Below are 25,188 nucleotides of genomic sequence, written 5' to 3'. Positions count from 1 at the left end.
CCCTCCGGGGCCGGGTCCTGCGGCCGGTCCGCTGCCCGGCTCGGGCAGCTCGGGCTCGCTCCTGCGGCCGCTCACGCGCGCTCCACGGTCCCGTCGGCGACCAGGAACCGGGTGCCCTTGAGCACTCCCGGCACGTCGTCGTCCACCGCGGCCGTCACCAGCACCTGCTCGCCCGGGACCACCAGCTCGGCCAGCCGCTCGCGCCGTTTGCTGTCCAGCTCGGCGAACACGTCGTCCAGCACCAGCACCGGCTCGTTCCCCTCGGCGCGCAGCAGGTCGTACGAGGCCAGCCGCAGCGCCAGCGCGTACGACCAGGACTCACCGTGGCTGGCGTACCCCTTGGCCGGCAGCCGCCCCAGCTTCAGCACGAGATCGTCACGGTGCGGGCCGATCAGCGTCACACCCCGCTCGATCTCCTGCTTACGCACCTCCGCCAGCGCCACCAGCAGCCGTTCGTACAGCTCGTCGCGCCCCTGCGGTCCGTCGCCCAGGCCCTCGCCGTCCCCGACGGCCGACGAGCGGTACTCCAGCGCCACCGGGCCGCCCCCGGGCGCCACCTGCTCGTACGCCTTGTCCGTCAGCGGCTGGAGCACGGCGATCAGATCGGCCCGCTGCGCCAGCAGTTCGGCGCCGACCCGGGCCAGATGCTGGTCCCACACGTCCAGCGTCGAGAGGTCGGCCCCGCGCCCGCCGTGCCGCCGGGCCATGGCGGCCGACTTCAGCAGCGTGTTGCGCTGGCGCAGCACCCGGTCGTAGTCGGAGCGCACCCCGGCCATCCGGGGCGACCTGGCGGTGATCAGCTCGTCGAGGAATTTGCGGCGCTCACCCGGGTCGCCCTTCACCAGCGCGAGATCCTCCGGGGCGAACAGCACGCTCCGGACGATCCCCAGCACATCGCGCGGCCTGACCTGCGAGGACCTGTTGATCCTGGCCCGGTTGGCCCGGCCGGGGTTCAGCTCGATCTCGACCAGCTGGGACCGCTCCCCCTGGGTGACCGAGGCCCTGATCACCGCGCGCTCGGCGCCCGCGCGCACCAGCGGCGCGTCCGACGACACCCGGTGGCTGCCGAGGGACGCCAGATAGCCGACCGCCTCGACGAGATTGGTCTTGCCCTGCCCGTTCGCCCCCACGAACGCGGTGACGCCCGGATCGAGGGGCACCTCGATCCGGGCGTACGACCGGAAGTCGGCCAGCGACAGATGCGTGACGTGCATGGATGTGCGCCGGCCTCCCCGGTCTGAGCTACTTCTTCTTCGCCGAACCCGGCTTCGACCCCTTGGGGGCGCCGGTCGACTCCTTGGACGTCACCGAATGCCCGCCGAACTGGTTGCGCAGCGCGGCGACCATCTTCATCTGCGGCGAGTCGTCCTGCCGGGAGGCGAACCGCGCGAACAGCGACGCGGTGATCGCGGGCAGCGGCACCGCGTGGTCGATGGCCGCCTCGACCGTCCACCGGCCCTCGCCCGAGTCCTCCGCGTAGCCCCGCAGCTGCTCCAGGTGCTCGTCGTCGTCCAGGGCGTTGACCGCGAGGTCCAGCAGCCAGGAACGGATGACCGTCCCCTCCTGCCAGGAGCGGAACACCTCGCGTACGTCGGTGACGGAGCCGGCCTTCTCCAGCAGCTCCCAGCCCTCGGCGTACGCCTGCATCATCGCGTACTCGATGCCGTTGTGGACCATCTTCGCGAAGTGCCCGGCGCCGACCTTGCCCGCGTGCACGGAGCCGAAGTCGCCCTCGGGCTTCAGCGCGTCGAAGATCGGCTCGACCTTCGCCACGTTCTCCGGCGTGCCGCCGTACATCAGCGCGTAGCCGTTCTCCAGGCCCCAGACGCCGCCGGAGACACCGCAGTCGACGAAGCCGATCCCCTTGATGCCCAGCTCGACCGCGTGCTTCTCGTCGTCCGTCCAGCGGGAGTTCCCGCCGTCCACCACGACGTCGCCGGGCTCCAGCAGCCCGGACAGCTCGTCGATCGTGGCCTGGGTGGCGGCCCCGGCCGGGACCATCACCCACACCACACGCGGACCCTTGAGCTTGCCCACCAGCTCCTGCAGGCTGTGCACATCGGAAACGTCCGGGTTGCGGTCATATCCGACGACGGTGTGGCCTGCGTGGCGGATACGCTCACGCATATTGCCGCCCATCTTGCCGAGACCGATGAGACCGAGCTCCATCAGGGGATCCTTAAGCGTCGAGGCGATTCGTACCCGCGCCCGAGCCTACGCCGGGGCCCGGGTACTCACCTGCGGGGTCAGCCGCTCAGGCGCACCGGCATGATCAGGTACTTGTACGCGTCGTCCGCCTCGGCGTCCACGGCGGGCCGGCCGCTGAGTAGCGCCGGCTTCGTCGACGTCGTGAACGAGAGCTGCGCCACCGGCGAATCGATCGCGCTCAGGCCGTCGAGCAGGAACGTCGGGTTGAAGGCGATCGAGATGTCGTCCCCTTCGAGCTGCGCGTCCACGCGCTCCACAGCCTGTGCGTCGTCGCTGGAGCCCGCCTCCAGGATCAGCACGCCCTGCTCGAAGCTGAGCCGCACCGGGGTGTTGCGCTCGGCCACCAGGGCCACGCGCTTGACGGCCTCGACGAACGGCGGCGTCTCGATCACGGCGACGGAGTTGAACTCGGTCGGGAACAGCGTCCGGTACTTCGGCAGATCGCCTTCGAGCAGCCGGGTCGTGGTCCGCCGTCCGGCGCCCTCGAAACCGATCAGCCCCTCGCCGGCACCGGAGCCCGACAGCGCGAGCGTGACGGTGTCTCCGCTGGTCAGCGCCTTGGCGGTGTCCAGCAGCGTCTTGGCGGGCACCAGGGCGACCGCCGAGATGTCGGGGACCTCGGGCTTCCACAGGAACTCGCGGACGGCGAAGCGGTAGCGGTCGGTCGAGGCCAGGGTGACCGTGTCGCCCTCGATCTCGATCCGTACGCCGGTCAGCACCGGAAGCGTGTCGTCGCGGCCCGCGGCGATGGCGACCTGGGCGGCTGCGGAGGCGAAGACCTCGCCGGGCACGGTGCCGGTCGCGGTCGGCATCTGCGGCAGCGCCGGGTATTCGTCCACAGGCAGTGTGTGCAGCGTGAACCTCGACGAGCCGCAGGTCACGGTCGCCCGCACCCCGTCGGTCGAGATCTCCACAGGCCGGTTCGGCAGCGAGCGGCAGATGTCGGCGAGCAGCCGGCCGGAGACGAGCACCGTGCCGTCCTCCTCGACCTCCGCCTCCACCGAGACCCGCGCCGAGACCTCGTAGTCGAAGCTGGAGAAGCTGAGGGCGCCGTCCTCCGCCTTCAGCAGAAGGCCCGCAAGTACGGGCGCCGGCGGACGGGCCGGGAGGCTGCGGGCCACCCAGGCCACCGCCTCCGCGAGTACATCGCGCTCCACCCGGATCTTCACCGGAACCGCCTCCTGCTGTTGCTCGCTCGCCCTGCTGGCCTTCGTCGGCTGTGTTGCCGGGGACCAGTCTGTCCTACGGCGCCGACAGTCGGTGCGGGTCCGGGTCAAGTCACCGCTGCGGGTGTCGGGGCCTCCGGGAGCGAGTTGTGCACAGCACCCACTTCGAAGCAGATCCCTCGATAACTATGAGTGGGAGTAGTAGTAGGGGCTGTGGAAACCGTGGATAACGTCGTTTTCGCAGGTCAGACCCGCTTTTTTGTCCACCGGTCCTGTGGGCGCCACCCGTGGACAACTTGGCTGCTCTGTGGACGGCGGAAAGTTCTGCACACCCGATACACAGGACACCCCGACTTCTCCCCAGGTGCGTCCCCAGCTTTACCCAGGTTCCCCACAGCCCAACCGACCCCCTTGGTGTGACGCCTTTCACTCGACTCAGCTACGGTCCACGTTTCGTTGCCGAACAGTGGACAGGGCTGTGGAGAAGCTGTGGGAAAGACACCCGCGCCTGTGGGCCGCCCGTGGACAACATCGATCACGCCCTGTGGACGAAAAATCTGTCCACAGGCTGTGGAGGACGGTCGCGCACAATTCCACAGGCGGTTGACCTGGCCTGATGGTATTGCGGCCGGTCCGCCTGTGGAGACGAACTGGACAACTTCGCGGTCCCCAGGCTGTGGACGGCAGATCGGCGCCAAATCTGTGGAGAAGCCCGTTCCGCCGGGATCTGTTCGAACAGCGGCCGCACCGGACGACGAAGGGCGCCCGGGGACGAGGTCCCCGGGCGCCCTTCGCGCGGTCCGTTCAACGATGTCTCAGCGCTTCGTCTCAGCCGTTCTTGATGCGGTTGGTGAGTTCCGTCACCTGGTTGTAGATGGAGCGCCGCTCGGCCATCAGCGCCCGGATCTTCCGGTCGGCGTGCATCACCGTCGTATGGTCACGGCCGCCGAACTGCGCGCCGATCTTCGGCAGCGACAGGTCCGTCAGCTCCCGGCACAGATACATCGCGATCTGCCGGGCCGTCACCAGCACCCGGCTGCGTGACGAGCCGCACAGGTCGTCCACCGACAGACCGAAGTAGTCGGCGGTCGCCGCCATGATCGCCGGCGCGGTGATCTCGGGAGCCGCGTCCTCGCCGCCCGGGATCAGGTCCTTGAGCACGATCTCGGTCAGACCGAGATCCACCGGCTGCCGGTTGAGCGAGGCGAACGCCGTCACCCGGATCAGCGCGCCCTCCAGCTCACGGATGTTGCGTGAGATACGGGAGGCGATGAACTCCAGCACCTCGGGCGGCGCGTTCAGCTGCTCCTGCACGGCCTTCTTACGGAGGATCGCGATCCGCGTCTCCAGCTCGGGCGGCTGCACATCGGTGGTCAGCCCCCACTCGAAGCGGTTGCGCAGCCGGTCCTCCAGCGTGATCAGCTGCTTGGGCGGCCGGTCCGAGGAGAGCACGATCTGCTTGTTCGCGTTGTGCAGGGTGTTGAACGTGTGGAAGAACTCCTCCTGCGTCGACTCCTTGCTCGCCAGGAACTGGATGTCGTCGACGAGCAGGATGTCGACATCGCGGTAGCGCTTGCGGAAGGTGTCGCCCTTGCCGTCACGGATGGAGTTGATGAACTCGTTGGTGAACTCCTCCGAGCTCACGTACCGCACCCGGGTGCCGGGGTAGAGGCTGCGCGCGTAGTGCCCGATGGCGTGCAGCAGATGCGTCTTGCCGAGGCCGGACTCCCCGTAGATGAAGAGCGGGTTGTACGCCTTGGCCGGCGCCTCGGCGACGGCGACGGCCGCCGCGTGCGCGAACCGGTTGGAAGCGCCGATGACGAAGGTGTCGAAGAGGTACTTCGGATTGAGCCGGGCGTGCGGCTCGCCGGGTCCCGGCGCCGGGGCGGGCTGCGCGCCCAGCGGTCCCGGCGCGCCGCGGTGCCTGCCGCCCTGGTGGCCGCCGTGCCGCGGCCCCTGGGGGTCCTGCAGGTCGTGCTGCTCGGGGCGCTGCTGCTCGTACGGGGAGCGGTCGGGTCCCTGCGGCTGGCGGTAGTCGTGCTGCGGCTGCTGCTGGTGCGCGGTGGCGTACGGATCGCGGTCCTGGTAGCCGCCGAGCCGCTGCTGCTGCCAGGAGAGGTCGTCCTGGGTGCGCGGCCAGGCGCCGGGATCGGGGCGCTGCTGCTGCTGGTAGTCCGGGTAGGCGGGACGCACGGACGGCATGCCGTCGTCGGACGGCCGGTGTCCGTAGGTGTCGTATCCGTCACTCTGCCGGGACTCGTCGTGCTGGGGGCCCTGGTAGCGGCGGGGCGGGGGCGGCGCCGGCGGGGACGGCTCGCCCGCCGAGTCGTCGACCGTGATCGCGATCCGGATGGGCCGGCCGCACTCATGGCTCAGGGTCTCGCTGATCAGCGGGGCCAGCCGGCCTTCGAGCACGCGCTTGCCCCATTCGTTGGGGACGGCGAGCAACGCGGTGTCGGCGACCAGTGCGAGCGGCTGGCAGCGTTCGATCCACTGCTTGTCCTTGGGCTCGACGCCCTGCTGGCCCTCTCTGAGGAGTTGCTCCAGCACTCGTGGCCACACTGCGGCAAGATCGGCAGGTACGTCAGCCACAGGGCACGCTCTCTCGCTGGTCCCACGAATGTGTGCTTCTCGGGACGTGATGGGAAGACCGGCAGGAAACGAGACCGGAGTTCAGCCACGGTAGTCAGGGCACTCACGTGGTTCAAGTTGTTGTCCACAGGCTGTGCATAGTGGGGGCCGGTGTCGGGCTGGTTTGACCGGATGGCGTAGCCGCGCGTACCGTGACCAGGTCGAGTTGTCGATGGCTGCTGCCGCCTGCCTCCGATGGGCAAAGGCCACGATCTGTGGTTATGAAGCGGTGCACTCGGGCGTAAACGCGAGCTGCTACTCGTGGGCGCACGGTGACAGCCAGGCGATGCCACGCCATCACACATCATTTTCTGGAGCCCCCGAGTGAGCAAGCGCACCTTCCAGCCGAACAACCGCCGTCGCGCCAAGACCCACGGGTTCCGGCTGCGGATGCGTACCCGTGCCGGCCGCGCGATTCTCGCCACCCGCCGTGGCAAGGGTCGCGCCCGTCTGTCCGCCTGATCGTCTACAGGTTATGACGTGCTGCCTACCGAGAATCGGCTGAGGCGGCGCGAGGACTTCGCGGCCGCGGTACGCCGAGGACGCAGAGCCGGACGACCGCTCCTGGTCGTCCACCTACGCAGCGGTTCACGGGACCCGCACGTGCCGGGGGAGAGTGCTTCCCCGACGCGTGCGGGTTTCGTCGTAAGCAAGGCTGTGGGAGGCGCGGTCGTCCGGACGCGGGTGAAGCGAAGGCTTCGCCATCTGATACGCGAACGACTGTCCGAGCTTGCCCCCGGTAGCCTGGTTGTCGTACGGGCGCTACCCGGAGCGGGTGACGCCGAATATGCACAGCTGGCCCGAGACCTGGACGCCGCTCTCCAGCGGTTGCTGGGAGGGGGCGCGCGATGAAGTACCCGCTGCTGGCTCTTATCAAGCTGTACCAGTGGACGATCAGCCCTTTGCTGGGTCCCGTCTGCCGGTATTACCCGTCGTGCTCGCACTACGGGTACACCGCCATCGATCGGCATGGCGCGGTGAAAGGCACGGCACTCACCGCTTGGCGCATCCTGCGGTGCAACCCGTGGTCGCCGGGCGGCGTGGACCATGTCCCGCCGCGCAGCCGACCGCGTTGGCACGAACTGCTGCGCAATGCGTGGCGCGGCAGTAAGGGCGGGCACTCCGCCGCTGGCGTGCCTTCCGGGGGATCGACCACCCCCGAAACCCCCAGTCCAGCCGCTGAGACCTCGTCCAATGCTCAAGGAGCCTGAATGTTCGACTCGATCGCCGGTCTCTTCAGTTTCATCACCACACCTGTGTCATGGGTCATCGTCCAGTTCCACACGCTGTACGGGGCGATCTTCGGCCCCGACACCGGGTGGGCCTGGGGGCTGTCCATCGTGTCCCTGGTGGTCCTGATCCGGATCTGTCTGGTCCCGCTTTTCGTGAAGCAGATCAAGTCGACCCGGAACATGCAGGTGCTCCAGCCAAAGATGAAGGCGATCCAGGAGCGCTACAAGAACGACAAACAGCGTCAGTCCGAAGAGATGATGAAGCTGTACAAGGAGACGGGTACCAACCCGCTCTCCTCGTGCTTGCCCATCCTGGCGCAGTCACCGTTCTTCTTCGCCCTGTATCACGTGCTTTCGTCCATCGCCAACGGCAAGCAGATGGGCGCGATCAACCAGTCGCAGCTCAACAGCGCCCGTGAGGCCCACATCTTCGGTGCTCCGCTGGCCGTGAAGTTCACCGACGGCGCCGACAAGGTCGCGTCGCTCGGCGCTTCGCAGACGGATGTGCGGATCGTCACCGCCGTCATGATCATTCTGATGTCGGCCTCCCAGTTCTACACACAGCGCCAGCTGATGACGAAGAACGTCGACCTCTCGGTGAAGACGCCGTACATGCAGCAGCAGAAGATGCTCATGTATGTCTTCCCCGTGATCTTCATGGTCATGGGTGTCAACTTCCCCGTCGGTGTCCTCGTCTACTGGCTGACCACCAACGTGTGGACCATGGGCCAGCAGATGTACGTGATCAGTCAGAACCCGACTCCCGGCAGCAAGGCCCAGGACGCGTTCCTCGAGCGGCTCCTCAAGGGCGTCACCGCCCACGGTGAGGTTCGCTCGCGCCGAAAGCGCACGATGGTCAAGGCGATCGTGGCCAAGGGTCCGGACCGCAACGACATCGAGCGCAAGTTCGTCACGAGCCTCGCGAAGGCCGGTTTCGCGGCTCAGCCCGACGGCAGCGTCGTCAAGAGCGACACCGTGGCGGCCGAGGCCGAGGCCAGTGCGGCCGCGGCCAGGCGCCAGCAGCCGAAGCGTCAGACGAAGGCCAAGCGGCAGGCAGCCGCCGCTCAGCCGGCGGGCACGGCCAAGGCGGCGGACGACAAGGCGTCCGACGACACGGCGACCCCGGCTCCCGAGGACGCCAAGCCCTCAGGTGGCGCCTCCAAGACCTCGCTGACCAAGCAGGACGAGCCGGCCAAGCAGGGCCAGGGCCAGTCGCAGAAGAACCAGTCACAAGCCACCAGGTCCAAGGCAGCGGGCAAGCCGGCCGCCGGATCCGGATCCGCACGCCAAGCCAAGTCGGGACAGCGCAAGGGCCAGCCACGGTCCAAGCACCCGTCCAAGAAGTAACGAAGGAGTCCATCCGTGACGGAAGGCACCATCTCCGCCGCCGCCGAGGGGGCCGACACCCTGACTCGACTGGAGCAGGAGGGGGAAATCGCGGCTGATTACCTTGAGGGCCTGCTCGATATCGCCGATCTCGACGGCGACATCGACATGGACGTCGAGGCGGACCGGGCTGCGGTCTCGATCATCAGTGACTCGGGCGGCCGGGATCTGCAGAAGCTCGTAGGACGTGACGGCGAGGTGCTGGAGGCGCTCCAGGAACTGACCCGGCTCGCCGTGCACCGGGAGACCGGGGACCGGAGCCGGCTGATGCTGGACATCGCCGGGTTCCGGGCGAAGAAGCGCACGGAACTCGCCGAGCTGGGCGCGAAGGCGGCCGACGAGGTCAAGTCCACCGGTGAGCCGGTGAAGCTGGACCCGATGACGCCCTTCGAGCGCAAGGTCGTGCATGACGCGGTCGCGGCCGCAGGGCTGCGCAGCGAGTCCGAGGGCGAAGAACCGCAGCGTTTCGTCGTGGTGCTGCCGGCCTGACCGGCCCATCCGTTTCGGCCCCGTCTGTTTCGCAGGCGGGGCCGAACTTTGTCAGCCTGATAGTCGGCCCTGATAGGCAGCCACCGAGCGGTGGTTCGGTATGGAAGGACGGTTCCCGTGACGGAGGCAGCAGAGCTTCCCCCTGCTCCGGACGAGGCACGGACTGTTTTCGGCGAGTTCTTCCCGGAGGCTGTGCGGTACGCGGAACTGCTCGCGGAGGCCGGGGTCAAGCGGGGGCTGATCGGCCCGCGTGAGGTGCCGCGGCTGTGGGAGCGGCATCTGCTGAACTGCGCGGTGCTCTCCGAGATCGTGCCGGACGATGTCATGGTCTGTGATGTCGGCTCGGGCGCGGGCCTGCCCGGCATTCCGCTGGCGCTGGTCCGGCGGGACCTCAAGATCACCCTGCTGGAACCGCTGCTGCGGCGGACGAACTTCCTCCAGGAAGTGGTGGAGCTGCTGGGCCTGGACCATGTCACGGTGGTGCGTGGACGGGCCGAGGAGGTCTTGGGGAAGCTGCCCCCGGTCCATGTGGTGACGGCGCGCGCGGTGGCCCCGCTGGACCGGCTGGCGGGCTGGGGAGTGCCACTGCTGCGGCCCTACGGGCAGATGCTGGCGCTCAAGGGCGACACGGCCGAGGAAGAGCTCAAGGGAGCGCGTTCCGCGCTGAGCAAGCTCGGTGTGGTGGAGAGTTCCGTACTGCGCGTCGGTGAGGGCATCGTCGATCCACTGGCCACCGTGGTGCGGGCGGAGGTCGGGGAGAGCCCTGGCGGAGTGCGGTTCGCCGCGAAAAGAGCCAAGGCCGCCCGGGTCGGGCGTGCGCGACGCCGCCGTTGAGCCGTACAGTCCGTAGTGCCTATCAGTGATGCTCCATACAAGCTGCCATACCTACGCATTGCGGAGTGTCGTGACGATCTGACCCAGCGGCCCGTGCATCGTGTTTCACGTGAAACGTCGCTCACTGCTGCAGGGCATCATCGGCCGTGGTCGCGCTGCCACACCGCGCGACCGAAAGTCCCTCGTAAGAGGTGCGAGGTTGTCCACAGAGGTGGATTCCTCCACAGAACCACGGGCCTCGCTGGTTCACGACCCCGAAAGCATGGCAGGCTCTGTTCATTGCGAGTCTGAAGTCGAGGAGAGTGAATCCTTGCGGTCCGACGCCAACATCGCGGGACCGATGGCCGATCCGGTCCCCGGTCCCCGCACCGAGTCGGTGGGGGAGGATGTTTCACGTGAAACACCGCCCCCGATGGACGACACCCCCATTGGCCGTGCTGCCCAACTGGCCGTGGAGGCACTCGGCCGCGCCGGCGAGGGGCTTCCACGTCCCGAACAGACGCGGGTCATGGTCGTTGCCAATCAGAAGGGCGGCGTAGGGAAGACCACCACCACGGTCAACCTCGCCGCTTCGCTCGCGCTGCACGGCGCGCGCGTCCTGGTGATCGACCTCGATCCACAGGGCAACGCCTCCACGGCACTCGGAATCGACCACCATTCCGAAGTCCCCTCGATCTATGACGTCCTGGTGGAGAGCCAGCCACTTTCCGAAGTGGTCCAGCCCGTCCCGGACGTCGAAGGCCTCTTCTGCGCCCCGGCAACCATCGATCTCGCCGGTGCGGAGATCGAACTGGTCTCGCTGGTGGCGCGGGAGAGTCGACTGCAGCGGGCCATCGAAGCGTATGAGCAGCCGTTGGACTACATCCTCATCGACTGCCCACCCTCGCTCGGCCTGTTGACGGTCAATGCGATGGTCGCCGGTGCGGAGGTGCTGATCCCCATCCAGTGCGAGTACTACGCGCTGGAGGGGCTGGGTCAGCTCCTGCGCAACGTCGACCTGGTGCGCGGGCATCTCAACCCCGCGCTGCATGTCTCCACCATCCTGCTCACCATGTACGACGGCAGGACCCGGCTCGCCTCGCAGGTGGCGGACGAGGTGCGCAGCCACTTCGGCAAAGAGGTGCTGCGCACGAGCATCCCTCGCTCCGTCCGGATCTCGGAGGCGCCGAGCTACGGTCAGACGGTGCTCACCTACGATCCGGGATCGAGCGGGTCGCTGTCGTATCTCGAAGCCGCCCGTGAGATCGCCCTACGCGGTGTCGGGGTGCACTATGACGTCCAGCAAGCCCACACAGGCCGCCAGACCAGCCAGCAGAGTATGTCGGAGGGGATCCAGTGAGTGAGCGACGTAGAGGATTGGGGCGTGGGCTCGGTGCGCTGATTCCCGCCGCTCCGCAGGAGCAGGTGCCCTCCCCCGGATCGGGCGGTGCTTCCTCCGGAGCGTCCCCGGTGCTGACGGCGGAGCGCGGGGTGGCCGCCGCGAAGGTGACCTCACTGCCGCAGGCCGCCAAGGCGCCGGACCTGGAGTCGAGCGCGCCGGAGCCGGAAGCGGCTCCTGAGCCCGAGGTGGCGGCGGGAGCCTTCTTCGCCGAGGTGCCGATCGACTCGATCACGCCCAACCCGCGTCAGCCGCGGGAGGTGTTCGACGAGGACGCGCTCCACGAGCTGGTCACCTCCATCAAGGAGGTCGGGCTCCTCCAGCCGGTCGTCGTCCGGCAAGTGGCGGCCGAGCGCTACGAACTCATCATGGGTGAGCGGCGCTGGCGGGCCTGCCGGGAGGCGGGGCTGGAGCGTATCCCGGCGATCGTCCGTGCCACGGACGACGAGAAGCTGCTGCTGGACGCGCTGCTGGAGAACCTGCACCGCGCCCAGCTGAATCCGCTGGAAGAGGCAGCCGCCTACGACCAGTTGCTCAAGGACTTCAACTGCACCCATGACCAGCTGGCCGACCGGATCGGGCGCTCGCGTCCTCAGGTCTCCAACACGCTGCGGCTGCTGCGGCTCTCTCCCCCGGTGCAACGCCGGGTGGCCGCCGGAGTCCTGTCGGCGGGTCATGCGCGGGCGCTGCTGTCGGTGGACGACTCCGAGGAGCAGGACCGGCTGGCGCACCGCATCGTCGCCGAGGGGCTTTCGGTGCGGGCGGTCGAGGAGATCGTGACGCTGATGGGGTCGCGCCCGCAGTCGGCGCCCAAGACGAAGGGGCCACGGGCCGGTGCCCGGCTGTCGCCGGCGCTGACGGATCTCGCCTCGCGGCTGTCCGACCGCTTCGAGACGCGGGTGAAGGTGGATCTGGGGCAGAAGAAGGGAAAGATCGTCGTCGAGTTCGCTTCGATAGACGATCTGGACCGGATCCTCGGCACCCTCGCCCCTGGTGAGGGACGGGTCCTGGACAAGGGACTTGCGGAGGAGAGCCCGGAGGAAGACGAGAGCTGACCAGCGCGCTCGGCCGAAGGGCGGGCTGTGTTCCGGGCTTACCGGAAGGCAGCCCGCCCTTTGCTGTCTCTCGGTGTGCCGGACATCTCTGGGTGGATACGATGCGTTCTGGTAGGACGCATCCACCTTGATACGGATGCGCCCGCGCCTGTGGCGCCGTTCGGACGAAGGAAGTGAGGAACAGCCTTCATGGGGCGTCGGCTCGCACCGCTCACGTTGGACAATCTCCCGGACCTGCCCAACCGCTGCCGTTCATGCGTCTTCTGGGAACTCGATCCGGTCAGTGGAGAGGCGGCCGTCAAAGCGGGCCGTCCCGAGGTGGAGAAGGAAGCCTGGATCTCCGCCGTGCTGCTGGAGTGGGGCTCCTGCGGCCGGGTCGTCTACGTGGACGACGTGCCGGTCGGGTTCGTGCTCTACGCGCCACCCGCCTATGTCCCCCGCGCCACGGCGTTTCCGACCAGTCCGCTCTCGCCCGACGCGGTCCAGCTGATGACCGCCTGGATCATGCCCGAGTATCAGGGCCAGGGGCTCGGGCGGGTCATGGTGCAGACCGTGGCCAAGGATCTGCTGCGCAGGGACTTCAAGGCCATCGAGGCGTTCGGTGACGCGCGGTGGACGGAGCCGGCCTGTGTGCTGCCCGCCGATCATCTGCTGGCCGTGGGCTTCAAGACGGTTCGCCCGCACCCGACGTACCCCCGGCTGAGGCTGGAGCTGCGGACCACGCTCTCCTGGAAGGAAGACGTGGAGCTGGCGTTGGACCGGCTGCTGGGCGCCGTACAGAAGGAACCGGTACTGAGGCCGCTGTGAGACAACCCGGCTGCGATACATGAGAAACGGGCCCGCCCCCTGATGGAGGGGCGGGCCCGTTTCACGTGAAACATCGAGCGTCGGCGGTGAACCTACTTACTCACCGATGAAGCTCTCCAGGTCGCGCACGAGAGCGGCCTTCGGCTTGGCGCCGACGATGGTCTTGGCGACCTCGCCGTTCTGGTAGACGTTCAGCGTCGGGATGGACATGACGCCGTACTTGGCTGCGGTGGCCGGGTTCTCGTCGATGTTGAGCTTGACGATCTGGATCTTGTCGCCGTGCTCAGCCGCGATGGCTTCGAGAGAGGGCGCGATCTGGCGGCACGGTCCGCACCACGCGGCCCAGAAGTCCACCAGTACGGGCTTGTCGCTCTTGAGGACGTCCTCTTCGAACGAGTCGTCGGTCACATGCTTCAGGTCGCCGGCCACGGCGGCCTCCTTCACTTTCGAGGGGTGATGGGTACAGCCGGTCAGACCGAAGCGGTCTTCTCCGGCTCGGCGGTCTTCTCGGTGTCGCTGAGCGCGGCAAGGAAGCGTTCGGCGTCGAGAGCGGCGGAGCAACCGGTGCCCGCAGCGGTGATCGCCTGGCGATAGGTGTGGTCGACGACATCGCCGGCGCCGAAGACGCCGGTGAGATTGGTCCGGGTCGACGGCGCGTCCACCTTCAGGTAGCCGTCGTTGTCGAGGTCGAGCTGACCCTTGAACAGTTCTGTCCGCGGGTCGTGGCCCACCGCGATGAACAGGCCGGTCACCGGGAGCGAGTAAGGCTCGCCGGTCACGGTGCTGCGCAGCGTCAGACCTGTCAGCTTCGGGTCGCCATGGATCTCCGCGACCTCGCTGTCCCAGGCGAACTTGATCTTCGGGTCGGCGAAGGCGCGGTCCTGCATGGTCTTGGAGGCCCGCAGGGTGTCACGGCGGTGGACGATCGTGACCGACTTGGCGAACCGGGAGAGGAAGGTTGCCTCCTCCATGGCCGTGTCGCCACCGCCGACCACGGCGATGTCCTGGTCCTTGAAGAAGAAGCCGTCACAGGTGGCACACCAGGAGACGCCACGTCCGGAGAGAGCGTCCTCGTTGGGCAGCCCGAGCTTGCGGTGCTGAGAGCCGGTCGTGACGATGACGGCCTTCGCGCGGTGCACGGTGCCGGCTGTGTCGGTCACCGTCTTGATCTCTCCGGTGAGGTCGACGGCGTTGATGTCGTCCGGAACAAGCTCCGCGCCGAAGCGCTCGGCCTGCGCGCGCATGTTGTCCATGAGATCGGGGCCCATGATGCCGTCCCGGAAGCCCGGGAAGTTCTCCACGTCGGTGGTGTTCATCAGCGCACCACCGGCGGTGACAGCACCCTCGAAGACCAGCGGCTTCAGCGACGCGCGCGCGGTGTACAGCGCGGCCGTGTACCCGGCGGGCCCGGAGCCGATGATGATCACATTACGGACGTCGCTCACGGGTTTTTTCCTCGTCTCTGCAGACTGCCTACTGCCTATCGGGGTCAGTTCCACGACTGTCACCCCAGGGAACGGATCCTACGGGTCTTACATTCCCGTGGTGCCACGGCTGCGCGGAAGTGTCGTCAGCCGCGCGGATAGACATGGGTCAGCAGCAGTTTCCCCTTGGCCGGCGGGGTGGCACTGACGCAGGACGCGTCAATCACATACGCCTGCACCTGAGCGCTGTCGGTCGGGTGCGGCAGGACCAGGAGATAGGCCTTTCGGCCCTCGTAGGTGCCCTGTTCGACGGCGAGGACGGCAGCGTTGCGGCCGGTGCCCTGCTCCACACAGGCCGGCACCACCGGTGCCTGCCCGAGCAGGGGCGAGTTGTCGCTCGCCGCACCGTTGCGATGCGTGCTGTCCGTGTGTTTGGCGGCGGGATTACCGGCCAGAAGTGCGTCCACCTGGCTACGCAGGAACGGATCGGAGAAATCCTTGGCGGCTGCCACGCTGCTCTTCGAAACCTGCGCGTCGGCGGCGCTGTTGTCGCTCGGCGCCTGCGCCGCCGCTCGCAGCAGCAACACGCTCACTCCGACGGCGGCGGTGCCGAAGACAGCTCCGAGGACGGCGTTGCGGCGCCGGCGGCGTACACCGGCGGAGCGGCCGGGGCCGGTCGCGGCCCGCGGATGGCCGGCGGGTGTGCGTGCCGGGGGAGATGTTTCACGTGAAACATGAGCGGCGGCGGCCTCGGGCGGGTCCGCCTGACGGAGTGCCTCGGCCGTGAGCGCGGCATCGATGCGCTCGGCGACATCGTCCGGCATCCGCGACGGTCCGGGGAGGGTGCCCAGCAGTCCTCTGATCTCTTCGAGGGAGGCGTGTACATCGGCGCAGAGCGCACAGCTGTCGAGGTGCTCGCGCACCTCGGCGGTGCGGGACGGTGAGAGCAGGCCGTCGGTGAGGTCGGAGATCTCCGAGACGTCGGGGTGCTGCTCTGTGTCGGCCGTGGATGTCATGTGCGCCCACCTCCTCCCTTCACCGCTGCTGGGTCACTCGGTCCTTTGGTGCCGTCGGGTGCCGGCGCCGGTGGTGGGACGGATGTCCCTGGCGTCCGGTTCCTTCCCCCACCGGGATCGCCGCTATCCGGGGCGTCCGCCCGCAGATGGCTGAGCATGGGCTGAAGTCTCGCCCGGCCCCGGGCGCAGCGGCTCTTGACCGTTCCCGTGGGCACGCCCAGCACCAGGGCGGCTTCGGCGACGGGGTAGCCCTGCATGTCCACGAGCACCAGGGCGGCCCGCTGGTCCACGGGGAGTTTGGCCAGCGCCGCCAGCAGCTCACGGTGGAGATCCTGCCGCTCGGCGGGCGCCTCTGCGGATTCATGGGGTTCGAGGAGCTGTTCCAGCCGCTCCGTGTCGTCCATGGGGGATGTCTTACGGGAGGACGCCTTGCGGACCCGGTCGAGGCAGGCGTTGACGGTGATGCGGTGCAGCCAGGTGGTCACGGCCGACTGGCCACGGAAGGTGTGGGCGGCGCGGAAGGCCGACACCAGCGCGTCCTGGACGGCGTCCGCCGCTTCCTCACGGTCCCCGAGTGTGCGTACGGCCACGGCCCAGAGCCGGTCGCGGTGGCGCCGTACCAGCTCACCGAAGGCGTCCGGGTCGCCCGCGACATGAGCGTCCAGGAGTTCCTGGTCGCCTGCGTCGGCGAGTGCGGCGTCGTCCAACGGTGAGCCCCCTCCCCTGGTCCGGTCAGCTGCTGACCTGGATCTCCGAGACCTTGCCCCGGTAGCCGCCGTCTCCGATCGGCGGAAGATCGGTCAGCCAGACCAGAACGTACCGCGTCGTGACCGCCTTGCCGGGCTTGAGGGCCACTTTCTCACCGGATCCCTCGGCAACTTTCGTGAAACCGTCCAGCCCGCCCGGTGCCTCCGCGGCTCCTGAGGGCGCTGCCCGCAGCTGCACCGCGGTGTCGCCGCCCAGGAAGGAGACGTCCACCGAGCCGACGCTCTGCGCCTTGCCGAGGTCCAGCACGATGCCGACGCCCGACTTGAGGCGTCCGAAGTCGTGGCTGAGGTAGCGGTCGGTCTCCCACGCGGTGGCGGGGTCGCGGTCGTAGCTGTTCTGTATCTGGTCGGGCTTCTCGGAGTGGTCCGAGCTGAGCGGGTCGAAGTCGTGGGCGCCGGTGATGGCGATCGGCTTGCCGTGCTCGACGACCTTGTCGTCTCCGTGCTCGTCGGTGGTCTTCGTCTTGGCCGGACCGTTGTCCGAGGACTCGTTGTGGTCGAGGAGACGGTCGGCGACCTGCCAGCTGCCGAGTCCCAGAGCGGTGATCAGGAGCGCCGAGACGATCCACTTGAGTGCCTTGCCGGTACGCCCCTGAAGCGGCGGCGGCGGGGCCACGATCGCCGGCGCGGGGGCGCCGTTGGCGGACTGCGGGAGGCCGTAGCTGCCCTGCTGATAGGTGGTGCGCTGGTAGTCGGGCGGCGCGGTGAACGTCGGCTCCGGCGGCCGGATGCGCGGCATCTCCGCCACAGCCTTGGCCAGTTCGTCCGGCGTGGTGCAGGGCGGCTCCTGACGGGACGCCGTGGCACCGTCGTTGATCAGCGCCCGCATGGCCAGCTCCGACAGGCCCCGGTGGATGCCGGCCCGCACCTGGTCGGGGGCGATGAGCCCGACGCCCTTGGGCAGTCCGGCCAGCCCGTACGCGTCCGTCTCGTACGGCCAGCGCTGGGTCAGCGCCGCGTAGAGGATCGCTCCGATGGCCTCGGTGTCGGTGCGCTGCGGACGGTCGGCGCTGATGCCGCGCAGCGCCGCGTTCACGGCGAGACCACGGATCCGGTACTGGCCGCTGGAGGTCCGCAGCACCGCACCCGGCGTCAGCCGCAGATGGGCGAGGCCCTCGCGGTGCGCGGCCGCCATGGCCTGGGAGACCTGGCTGACGAGTTGATAGGCGTCGTGCGCCTCCATCGGCCCTGCGGCGAGGAGCGCGGTGAGTTCGACGGCGTCCGGCAGCCACTCGTGGACGACGTAGACGAGGTCGTTCTCCTCGACGGCGTCGAGGACCTGGACGAAGCGAGGGTCACCGAGAAGCGCAGCCGAGCGGGCGGCGGCGAGTACGGAGCGGGCGCGCGGGTGGTCGGCCGGCAGGAGGTGGACGCCAACGGCGCGGCGCAGTTTCTCGTCGACCGCACGCCAACTGCTGAATCCGTCCAGACGGGTGACGCACTCCTCCAGGCGGTAGCGTCTGGCGAGCTTGTGGCCACTGTGCAGTTCGGGGGTGACGACGGTCGGCTCGGTGTTCTGCCCGCCCTTGTCCCCGCTCTTGTCCTCGGACTGCCCGGACTCCTCAGCAGTGTCCTGGGCTTCCGCCACACCGTCGGTCGTGGCCTTGTCCGCCTTGGCGGCCGGCGGTTCGTTCCCGCCGTTGTCGGCCACGTCGACGGACGCCGTGCTACGTTCCGCCACCGTCGCTCCTGCCTCCCCATCCGTTGCGCGCTGTTCAACAGCCAAGCCAATTGTGCCCACAGTCCAACGCTATGCACGACACACAGGGGCCGACGATGGTTGTGCTCGGCCGTCCCGGACTAGCGTCCCAGGCGTCCGCGCACCATGCCGACCATCGAGTTCATCTCCTCGATCCGCATTTTCTTCGCCGCGAGGAAGAAGACCCCCAACAGGACGACGCCGCCGAGAACCAGCGCCACGAGAGAGCCGAGGGCGCCCTCACCCACGCCGCCGAGGACGGCGTAGCCAATGGCACCAGCCGCGAGAGCCGCCGGGATGGACGCCAGGCAGAGCCGGGCGTACGTCCGCATGACGCGACCGCCGTCGAGGTCGCCGCCGAGGCGCTTGGCGAGCCGGTGCCAGGCGACACCGACGCCGACGGCGTAGGCGAGACCGTACGAGGCGGCCATTCCCACGACCGCCCAGCGGGCCGGCAGCACGACGTAACTGATCGCCGAAGCGGCCGCGTTGACCGCCGCGACGATGACCGTGTTGTAGAAGGGCGTCCGGGTGTCCTCGTAGGCGTAGAAGCCGCGCAGCACGACGTACTGCACGGAGTACGGGATCAGTCCGAGGCCGAACGCCATCAGGATGAAGCCCATGGACCGCGCCGACTCCAGGCCGCTGGAGGAGAAGAGCAGCGTGGACATCGGGACACCGAGCGCGAGGAACGCGAACGCGATGGGGACGATGGCGACGGCGGAGTTGCGCAGGCCCTGCGAGATGTCGTCGCGCACGGCCCCGGGGTCGCCGTCGGCCGCCGAGCGGGAGATACGGGGGAGCAGCGCGGCCATCACCGACACCGTGATTATGGCCTGCGGCATGCCCCAGATCAGCTGGGCGTTGCTGTAGGCCAGGATGCCCGTGCCGTCCTTGCCGGACGCCTTGCCCGCCGCCGTGGCGAGCTGGGTGACGATCAGCACGCCGGCCTGGTTGGCGAGCACGAAGAGGACGGTCCACTTGGCCAGCTTGACCGTCTTGCCGAGACCGTGGCCCTTCCAGTCGAACCGTGGACGGAACCGGAAACCGGCCTCCCGCAGATACGGAATCATCGCCAGCGCCTGCACCGTGAGTCCCAGGAGGGTGCCGACACCCAGCAGCCGCACACCGTCCGGCGGGATGGTCCGCACGCTCATGTTCGAGTCGGCGGCGGTGCCGTAGACCCAGATGAACAGACCGAACGTGGCGATCATGACGATGTTGTTGAGTACCGGCGTCCACATCATCGCGCCGAACTTCCCGCGCGCGTTGAGGATCTGACCCATCACCACATGGATGCCCATGAAGAAGATGGTCGGCAGGCAGTACCGGGCGAAGGTGACGGCGACGTTGTTGGCGGTCGGATCGCCGGCGATCGTGTCGGACATCAGCCGGATCAGCACGGGAGCGCCGAGTACGACGATGACGACGACGGCGCCGAGCGCCACCATCACCAGCGTCAGCAGCCGGTTCGCGTACGCCTCACCGCCGTCGTCGTCCTCCTTCATTGACCGCACGAGCTGTGGGACGAAGACGGAGTTGAGGCCGCCGCCGACGGTGAGGATGTAGATCATCGTCGGCAGGGTGTACGCCACGGTGAAGCTGTCACCGAGCAGTGCGGCGCCGAGCGCCGCGGTGATCACCAGGCTGCGGACGAATCCCGTCAGCCGCGACACCAGGGTGCCCGCCGCCATGACGGCGCTCGACTTCAGCAGACCCGACGCCTTGCCGCCGGAGCGGGCGGCCGGCGGCGCCGCCACCGGTACGGGGGCGGGTTCCGGCTCAGGCACTGCGGGCGGCTGCTGCCCCAGACCCTGCTGGTCGCGGTAGAGATGGGCGAAGGCGTCCTGCTGCGGTGCCTCGTCGCCCGCCCGGGAGACGAGTTCGTCGACACCCATGAACTGGGTGGTCTGCGGATCGTCCCCGTACGGCAGGTGCCGGGAGGGCCCCGCAGGTTCGGGCGGCGGTGGCTGCGCCCAGATCCGCGGGTCGGGGGCGTACTGCTGCGCCGGCGGCTGCTGGTAGAGCTGCTGCGGGTCCTGATACGTGGGCGCGGGCGGCGGCGGGGGGTGCGCGGCGCGGTCGTACAGCGCCCCGTTCACCGGGTCCTGTGCGGCGAGCTCCTGCGTCCAGTAGGGATCCTCCTGGTAGGCACCCTGGACGTACGGGTCCTGGGCGTACGGATCCTGGACGTAGGGGTCCTGAACGCGGGGATCGCGTCCCCGGGGGTCCTGGGGGGCATAGGGCTCCTGGGCAGGCGGCGAAGGCGCGCCCTGCCCTGCCGGATCGCCACCCGCGCCCTGTCCGCGTTCACCGTCGTACGGCGCGTTCATGGTTACCCCACCTCATCGTCCCCGGCCGACCGGCCACGACATCGCTCAACGGTCCACTTTCTCACCCGGGCCTGACGGTGCCGCGCTTTCCGGTCCGGTGTCCCCTGCCGGGTCACTCGGCTGCCCGGGTTCCGCTTCCTCGCCGTCACCGCCGTCACCCCCGTCGTCGGGTTCCGCGTCCTGCCCGGCGGCGGCCTTGCGGGCCGCCGCGCGCTTGCGCTGGCTGTACATCTTGACGCCAGCGAGGACGAGCAGCAGCACACCGCCCGCGATGACCAGCATCACGGTAGGCGTGATCTCGGAGACCTTGACCTGGAACTGCATGGCATTGCCGTACGGCCTGCCGTCCTCCGTGTACAGCTGGGCCGTGACCTGGACGGGCCCGTTGGCGTTCCCTGCGCCGGTGAACTTCACCGACTGGCTGTGCCCGCCCTCGACCGTGATCGGCTGTTCGGCGACGGCGTGGTCACCGTCCACCTTCAGACGGGTCGGCTGCGCCGAACTGAGCCGCAGCACCAGATGCTCGACGTCCTGCAGGAGCTGGTTCTGGACGGTCACCGGGATCGTCGCGCTGCGACCCGAGAGGGTCAGCACCGACTTCTGGATGAGCCGGACCTCGCTGGTGAGCCCCTGCAGATAGCTCTGCGTGGAGTCACGGTACCGCTGGGCCCCGATCGGGTTGCCGCGCCAGGACGTCGACATCGCCCGGTGCATGGCGTTGGCGAACGGCGCCTCGACCCGGTCGGGCGAGCTGAGGATGTCCTTGAACTTGGTGAGCTGGTCCTGGGTGTCCTTGAGCTTCTGGAACGCCTCGGTCGGCAGCTCCTGCTTGCTCAGCCGCTTCGGGTACCGGGACGCGCCGGGCACCTTGGTGTTGGCCTCGGTGTCCGGGGTGGCCGCTGCCGCGGCGGGCAGGTCCGACGGCTGGGTCCAGCGTTCGGGGTCGAGCCCGCGCAGTGCGCTCGCCAGCGCCTCCGCCTGGGCGATGCTCGGCATGCGCTGCGGGGCGACGACGACGCTGCGCTGCTTCTCCGGCTGCTGGAGCGTCAGGGCGAGCGTCTGGGCGAGGAACTTCTGTACGGCGAGCGTGGAGCTGTTCGCGCTCGTCATATTGCCCTCGAACGCCTTGGACAGCCGGGTGTCGGCGACGACCGCCGTCGTGCCCCCGCCGATCGGCCGCGCGGCCGACGGCGTGTACGGCAGGTTGTCCTCCAGGCTGTCGCCCCGGGTGATCACCTTGTGCGCTCCGGCCGAGGTGGCGACGTCGACGATCGACGGATCGATCGCACCGTCCACGGGCCAGGCGAAGTCGGTGGACGGCGTCACATGGAGGATCGTGTCCACGGTGGCCGTCGCCACCTCGGTGGCCGGCTGGAGATGGCTGAGGGTGCCTGAGACGTTCTTGCCGCGGTGGGCCAGCGACGCCAGGTCGGGGTCGGCGAACGGCAGCGCGACGACCTTGTGGCCCTGCACCGCCTTCTCCAGCGCGTCGAGCCACTGGTTGGCCACGGTCTGGTTCTTGCCGGCGACCGTGGTGTTGCCGCTCCTGACCCGGTAGTTACGGGTCATCGAGTCGACGGTCGCGAGCAGATCGGGGTCGATGACCCAGGTCACCGGAAGCTGATTGCCGAGGGAGACCATCTCCTGGAGCCGGCCGCCCGGCGCCAGCTCGGCGGCGAGATCGTCGTTGTCGAAGACCGCCGTCTGCTGTTCGTCCGAGCCGGTCTGCGCGGAGAGCGGCGTCGAGGCGATCAGCGGCCACATGGTGGTCAGCTGGGTCTTCTTCTCCGTGGTCTCCGGCTGCCAGGGCAGGAACGTGCGCTCAATGCCCAGCACCGTGTCGTACGGCACGTCGGAGGTCTGCCCGGACAGCGAGACACCGAGCTGGTAGACGCCGTCCTCGCCGAGGCCGAGCTGGCTGACCGGCACGGACAGCGAGAAGTCCTGGGGAGTACCCGAGGTGAGTTTGCCGAGCTTGACGGTGTACTTGCCGCCCAGCGGGGCGACGTCGATCGCCGCTTCGCCCGTGCGCTGCGCGGCGTCGTCGATCGCTGTCCGGCCGGACAGCCTCGGCCCGACCCGCAGATCGACCTCGGCTTCGGTGACGGCTCGCTTGCCCTTGTTGGTGACCGTGCCGGAGACGGTGAGGGTGTCGCCCTTCACGGGGGCGCTGGGCGACAGCGTGTCGAGCGCCACAGCGACCGTGCTGGATCCGCTCGCCTTCTCCGTCGTACCCGTGGCACTCCTGGCGTCCGCGGCATGCGCCTGGGGACCCATCGCGCCGACCAGCAGACCGGCCAGCAGGGGCGCTCCCGCGATCAGGGAAGCTGTACGTCGCAGCCGTCGGCGGGCACCGGTGTGGCCCGTCCCCTGAGAGTCTGCCGCCTCGGCCACGCGCTCGCCCGTCCCTCGTCATCGTCTGCTGCCGCTGGTTGTCGATTGGTGCGTCCACGCATGGTAACGATGTGCGCTGTGGCGAAGTGCTGGGGACTGCTCCACATGATCGGAAGAATCTCATGGACCGCGGCAAACCCTTGCACCGGAGGCCGACGGTAGCGAAAACGCGGCCAACGGCGAGTGCCGCGGCACGTACCCTTTTCTGTTGTGCCGACAGCCAACGAAGACAGCCCCAGTGCACTGAGCCAGGTGCAGCGCCGCGCGGTCAGCGAACTGCTGCGGGTGTCCCCCGTCGCCGACGACCTCGCCCGCAGGTTCCAGGAAGCCGGATTCAGCCTCGCCCTGGTCGGCGGATCGGTCAGGGATGCCCTTCTCGGCCGGCTCGGCAACGACCTGGACTTCACGACCGACGCCCGCCCCGACGATGTGCTGAAGATCGTCAGACCGTGGGCGGACTCGGTGTGGGAGGTCGGGATCGCCTTCGGCACGGTCGGCTGCCAGAAGAACGGCTACCAGATCGAGGTCACGACGTACCGGTCCGAGGCGTACGACCGCACGTCGCGCAAGCCCGAGGTGTCCTACGGCGACTCCATCGAGCAGGACCTCGTCCGCCGCGACTTCACCGTGAACGCGATGGCCGTCGCGCTGCCGCAGAAGGAGTTCGTCGACCCGCACGGCGGTCTTGAGGACCTTTCCGCGCGGGTGCTCCGTACGCCCGGCACCCCGGAGGAGTCCTTCTCCGACGATCCGCTGCGCATGCTCAGGGCGGCACGCTTCGCCGCGCAGCTGGACTTCGAGGTCGCCCCCGAGGTGGTCGCCGCCATGAAGGCGATGTCCGACCGTATCGAGATCGTCTCCGCCGAGCGGGTCCGCGACGAACTGAACAAGCTGCTGCTCTCCGCACAGCCCCGCAAGGGCCTGGCGCTGCTCGTCGACACCGGCCTCGCCGACCGCGTACTGCCCGAGCTGCCGGCGCTGCGGCTGGAGAGCGACGAGCACCACCGGCACAAGGATGTCTACGAGCACTCGCTGACCGTGCTGGAGCAGGCCATCGATCTGGAGGAGGACGGTCCCGACCTCGTGCTGCGGCTGGCCGCGCTGCTCCACGACATCGGCAAGCCCAGGACCCGGCGTTTCGAGTCGGACGGCCGGGTGTCCTTCCATCACCACGAGATGGTCGGCGCCAAGCTCACCAAGAAGCGGATGACCGCGCTCAAGTACTCCAACGAGATGGTCCGGGACGTCTCACGGCTGGTGGAGCTGCATCTGCGCTTCCACGGCTACGGGACCGGTGAGTGGACGGATTCGGCGGTACGGCGCTACGTACGCGACGCGGGCCCGCTGCTGACGCGACTGCACAAGCTGACCCGCTCGGACTGCACCACACGCAACAAGCGCAAGGCGGCAGCCCTCTCCCGCGCCTACGACGGCCTGGAGGACCGCATCGCCCAGTTGCAGGAGCAGGAGGAGCTGGACTCCATCAGGCCCGATCTGGACGGCAACGAGATCATGGGGATCCTGGGGGTCGGTCCTGGTCCGGCGATCGGCAAGGCTTACACGTTCCTGCTGGAGCTGCGGCTGGAGAACGGGCCGATGGAACGCGAAGCGGCTGTCGCGGCGCTCACGTCATGGTGGGCGGCGCAGAACTGAGCGACGTGGTCAGCGGAACCGTCAGTTTCGACGGGGGTCATGTTTCACGTGAAACATGACCCCCGTCGGTCATCGGGGCCGACGGTGTTTCACGTGAAACATTGGCGCCGCGTGCCAGCGACAGTGCCACCGCCGCGTAGAGGAAGGCGACCGCCACCACCAGCGGCACCGAGCGGCCGTCCGGCGGCAGAACCAGCGCGGCCACGGCCGCCGCTCCGACGAAGGCGACATTGAACAGCACGTCGTAGAGCGAGAACACCCGGCCACGGAAGGCGTCGTCGACCGAGGTCTGCACCACGGTGTCGGTGGCGATCTTCGCGCCCTGGGTGACCAGACCCAGAACGAACGCGGCGGCCAGCACCGGCCCCGGTGTGAAGGTGAGCCCCAGCGCCGGCACGAGCACGGCGGCCGAACCGGCGCACACCACCATCCAGCCGTACGGGCCGAGCCGCCCGGTCGCCCACGGCGTGATGACGGCGGCGACGAAGAAGCCCGCCCCGGAGACGGCCAGTGCCACCCCGAGCAGCGCCAGCCCCTCGGACTCCTGTGTTGTCCAGGCGTAGCGGCAGAGCATCAGCACCGTCACGGTCAGTGCTCCGTAGCAGAAGCGCAGGACCGTCATCGCGGCGAGCGAGCGGGCGGCGTCCCGCCGCTCGGCGAGATGGCGCAGCCCGGCGGTGAGCCCGCGCAGCGTGGAGGCGAGCGCGTCGGTCAGC

Annotated in this window: 21 protein-coding genes and 1 pseudogene; 10 read left to right on the top strand and 12 right to left on the bottom strand. The window is 68.8% G+C overall.

Going from position 1 to position 25,188, the window contains the following annotated elements; translation table 11 throughout:
• Positions 1-71: 71 nt before the first annotated feature.
• From recF to dnaA, 4 genes are all read right to left on the bottom strand, one after another.
• Positions 72-1,214: a DNA replication/repair protein RecF gene (gene recF / locus HY68_RS10655; protein WP_041987405.1), complete on the bottom strand. Its 1,143-nt coding sequence runs from the start codon at positions 1,212-1,214 to the stop codon at positions 72-74.
• A gap of 28 nt (positions 1,215-1,242) precedes the next feature.
• Positions 1,243-2,169 carry a phosphogluconate dehydrogenase (NAD(+)-dependent, decarboxylating) gene (gnd, locus tag HY68_RS10650; RefSeq protein ID WP_041987403.1) on the bottom strand — a complete coding sequence of 309 codons (927 nt, stop codon included), beginning with the start codon at positions 2,167-2,169 and terminating at the stop codon, positions 1,243-1,245.
• Positions 2,170-2,246: 77 nt separating this feature from the next.
• A complete protein-coding gene (gene dnaN, locus HY68_RS10645; RefSeq protein ID WP_041987400.1) occupies positions 2,247-3,377 on the bottom strand; it encodes a DNA polymerase III subunit beta in 1,131 nt (376 codons plus the stop codon).
• 825 nt (positions 3,378-4,202) lie between these two features.
• The gene (gene dnaA / locus HY68_RS10640; RefSeq protein ID WP_078863537.1) at positions 4,203-5,966 is read right to left on the bottom strand and encodes a chromosomal replication initiator protein DnaA; all 1,764 of its coding nucleotides are present in this window, start codon (positions 5,964-5,966) and stop codon (positions 4,203-4,205) included.
• A gap of 363 nt (positions 5,967-6,329) precedes the next feature.
• Here dnaA and rpmH point away from each other — a divergent pair, with 363 nt between their 5' ends.
• The 9 genes from rpmH (at position 6,330) to HY68_RS10605 (ending at position 13,186) form a co-directional block, all read left to right on the top strand.
• Positions 6,330-6,467: a 50S ribosomal protein L34 gene (rpmH, locus tag HY68_RS10635; RefSeq protein ID WP_030354375.1), complete on the top strand. Its 138-nt coding sequence runs from the start codon at positions 6,330-6,332 to the stop codon at positions 6,465-6,467.
• An 18-nt stretch (positions 6,468-6,485) separates the two neighbouring features.
• Positions 6,486-6,857 carry a ribonuclease P protein component gene (gene rnpA, locus HY68_RS40555; protein WP_078863536.1) on the top strand — a complete coding sequence of 124 codons (372 nt, stop codon included), beginning with the start codon at positions 6,486-6,488 and terminating at the stop codon, positions 6,855-6,857.
• The gene (yidD, locus tag HY68_RS40550) at positions 6,854-7,216 is read left to right on the top strand and encodes a membrane protein insertion efficiency factor YidD (protein ID WP_078863535.1); all 363 of its coding nucleotides are present in this window, start codon (positions 6,854-6,856) and stop codon (positions 7,214-7,216) included. The genes rnpA and yidD overlap by 4 nt, the downstream gene beginning before the upstream one ends.
• Positions 7,217-8,584 carry a membrane protein insertase YidC gene (gene yidC / locus HY68_RS10630; protein ID WP_041987395.1) on the top strand — a complete coding sequence of 456 codons (1,368 nt, stop codon included), beginning with the start codon at positions 7,217-7,219 and terminating at the stop codon, positions 8,582-8,584.
• Between the two features lie 15 nt (positions 8,585-8,599).
• Entirely contained in the window at positions 8,600-9,112 is a 513-nt protein-coding gene (locus HY68_RS10625; RefSeq protein ID WP_041987393.1) for a R3H domain-containing nucleic acid-binding protein, read from the top strand.
• A 117-nt stretch (positions 9,113-9,229) separates the two neighbouring features.
• A complete protein-coding gene (gene rsmG / locus HY68_RS10620) occupies positions 9,230-9,946 on the top strand; it encodes a 16S rRNA (guanine(527)-N(7))-methyltransferase RsmG (RefSeq protein WP_041987390.1) in 717 nt (238 codons plus the stop codon).
• A 262-nt stretch (positions 9,947-10,208) separates the two neighbouring features.
• A complete protein-coding gene (locus HY68_RS10615) occupies positions 10,209-11,285 on the top strand; it encodes an AAA family ATPase (protein ID WP_078863533.1) in 1,077 nt (358 codons plus the stop codon).
• Positions 11,282-12,379, top strand: coding sequence for a ParB/RepB/Spo0J family partition protein (locus tag HY68_RS10610; RefSeq protein WP_078863532.1), 1,098 nt, complete (start codon positions 11,282-11,284; stop codon positions 12,377-12,379). Before HY68_RS10615 ends, HY68_RS10610 begins: the two co-directional genes overlap by 4 nt.
• A gap of 189 nt (positions 12,380-12,568) precedes the next feature.
• Positions 12,569-13,186 carry a GNAT family N-acetyltransferase gene (locus HY68_RS10605; RefSeq protein ID WP_041987385.1) on the top strand — a complete coding sequence of 206 codons (618 nt, stop codon included), beginning with the start codon at positions 12,569-12,571 and terminating at the stop codon, positions 13,184-13,186.
• 96 nt (positions 13,187-13,282) lie between these two features.
• On the opposite strand, the gene trxA is transcribed toward HY68_RS10605, so the two are convergent.
• The 7 genes from trxA to HY68_RS10570 form a co-directional block, all read right to left on the bottom strand.
• Positions 13,283-13,615 carry a thioredoxin gene (trxA, locus tag HY68_RS10600; protein WP_041987383.1) on the bottom strand — a complete coding sequence of 111 codons (333 nt, stop codon included), beginning with the start codon at positions 13,613-13,615 and terminating at the stop codon, positions 13,283-13,285.
• 41 nt (positions 13,616-13,656) lie between these two features.
• Positions 13,657-14,631, bottom strand: coding sequence for a thioredoxin-disulfide reductase (trxB, locus tag HY68_RS10595; RefSeq protein ID WP_041987380.1), 975 nt, complete (start codon positions 14,629-14,631; stop codon positions 13,657-13,659).
• Between the two features lie 125 nt (positions 14,632-14,756).
• Positions 14,757-15,626, bottom strand: a complete 870-nt coding sequence (locus HY68_RS10590; RefSeq protein ID WP_041987377.1) for a zf-HC2 domain-containing protein — start codon at positions 15,624-15,626, stop codon at positions 14,757-14,759.
• Positions 15,623-16,333, bottom strand: coding sequence for an RNA polymerase sigma factor SigM (gene sigM, locus HY68_RS10585; RefSeq protein WP_041987373.1), 711 nt, complete (start codon positions 16,331-16,333; stop codon positions 15,623-15,625). The genes HY68_RS10590 and sigM overlap by 4 nt, the downstream gene beginning before the upstream one ends.
• Before the next feature lie 25 nt (positions 16,334-16,358).
• Positions 16,359-18,074 (bottom strand): protein kinase family protein, encoded by a 1,716-nt coding sequence (locus HY68_RS10580; RefSeq protein WP_041987371.1) that lies wholly within the window; start codon positions 18,072-18,074, stop codon positions 16,359-16,361.
• Positions 18,075-18,193: 119 nt separating this feature from the next.
• The gene (gene murJ, locus HY68_RS10575) at positions 18,194-20,425 is read right to left on the bottom strand and encodes a murein biosynthesis integral membrane protein MurJ (protein ID WP_041987368.1); all 2,232 of its coding nucleotides are present in this window, start codon (positions 20,423-20,425) and stop codon (positions 18,194-18,196) included.
• A 45-nt stretch (positions 20,426-20,470) separates the two neighbouring features.
• The gene (locus tag HY68_RS10570; RefSeq protein WP_041987365.1) at positions 20,471-22,819 is read right to left on the bottom strand and encodes a DUF6049 family protein; all 2,349 of its coding nucleotides are present in this window, start codon (positions 22,817-22,819) and stop codon (positions 20,471-20,473) included.
• A gap of 210 nt (positions 22,820-23,029) precedes the next feature.
• On the opposite strand from HY68_RS10570, the gene HY68_RS10565 reads away from it, so the two are divergent.
• Complete coding sequence (locus HY68_RS10565) at positions 23,030-24,472, top strand: CCA tRNA nucleotidyltransferase (RefSeq protein WP_041987362.1); 1,443 nt, start codon at positions 23,030-23,032, stop codon at positions 24,470-24,472.
• Between the two features lie 37 nt (positions 24,473-24,509).
• On the opposite strand, the pseudogene HY68_RS40040 reads toward HY68_RS10565, so the two are convergent.
• Positions 24,510-25,188, bottom strand: a pseudogene (locus HY68_RS40040) (MFS transporter); the annotation flags it as partial.

This window comes from Streptomyces sp. AcH 505 (genome assembly GCF_000818175.1).
Lineage (GTDB): Bacteria > Actinomycetota > Actinomycetes > Streptomycetales > Streptomycetaceae > Streptomyces.
Note: the sequence above shows the minus strand (reverse complement) of the source record. Positions and strands in the feature narration are given on the sequence as shown.

Bases quoted from the DNA above. Each gene is read 5' to 3' on its own strand.
- recF (WP_041987405.1), bottom strand. From the start codon at position 1,214: ATGCACGTCACGCATCTGTCGCTGGCCGACTTCCGGTCGTACGCCCGG.
- gnd (WP_041987403.1), bottom strand. From the start codon at position 2,169: ATGGAGCTCGGTCTCATCGGTCTCGGCAAGATGGGCGGCAATATGCGT.
- yidD (WP_078863535.1), top strand. From the start codon at position 6,854: ATGAAGTACCCGCTGCTGGCTCTTATCAAGCTGTACCAGTGGACGATC.
- yidC (WP_041987395.1), top strand. From the start codon at position 7,217: ATGTTCGACTCGATCGCCGGTCTCTTCAGTTTCATCACCACACCTGTG.
- HY68_RS10615 (WP_078863533.1), top strand. From the start codon at position 10,209: ATGGCAGGCTCTGTTCATTGCGAGTCTGAAGTCGAGGAGAGTGAATCC.
- HY68_RS10605 (WP_041987385.1), top strand. From the start codon at position 12,569: ATGGGGCGTCGGCTCGCACCGCTCACGTTGGACAATCTCCCGGACCTG.
- HY68_RS10590 (WP_041987377.1), bottom strand. From the start codon at position 15,626: ATGACATCCACGGCCGACACAGAGCAGCACCCCGACGTCTCGGAGATC.
- murJ (WP_041987368.1), bottom strand. From the start codon at position 20,425: ATGAACGCGCCGTACGACGGTGAACGCGGACAGGGCGCGGGTGGCGAT.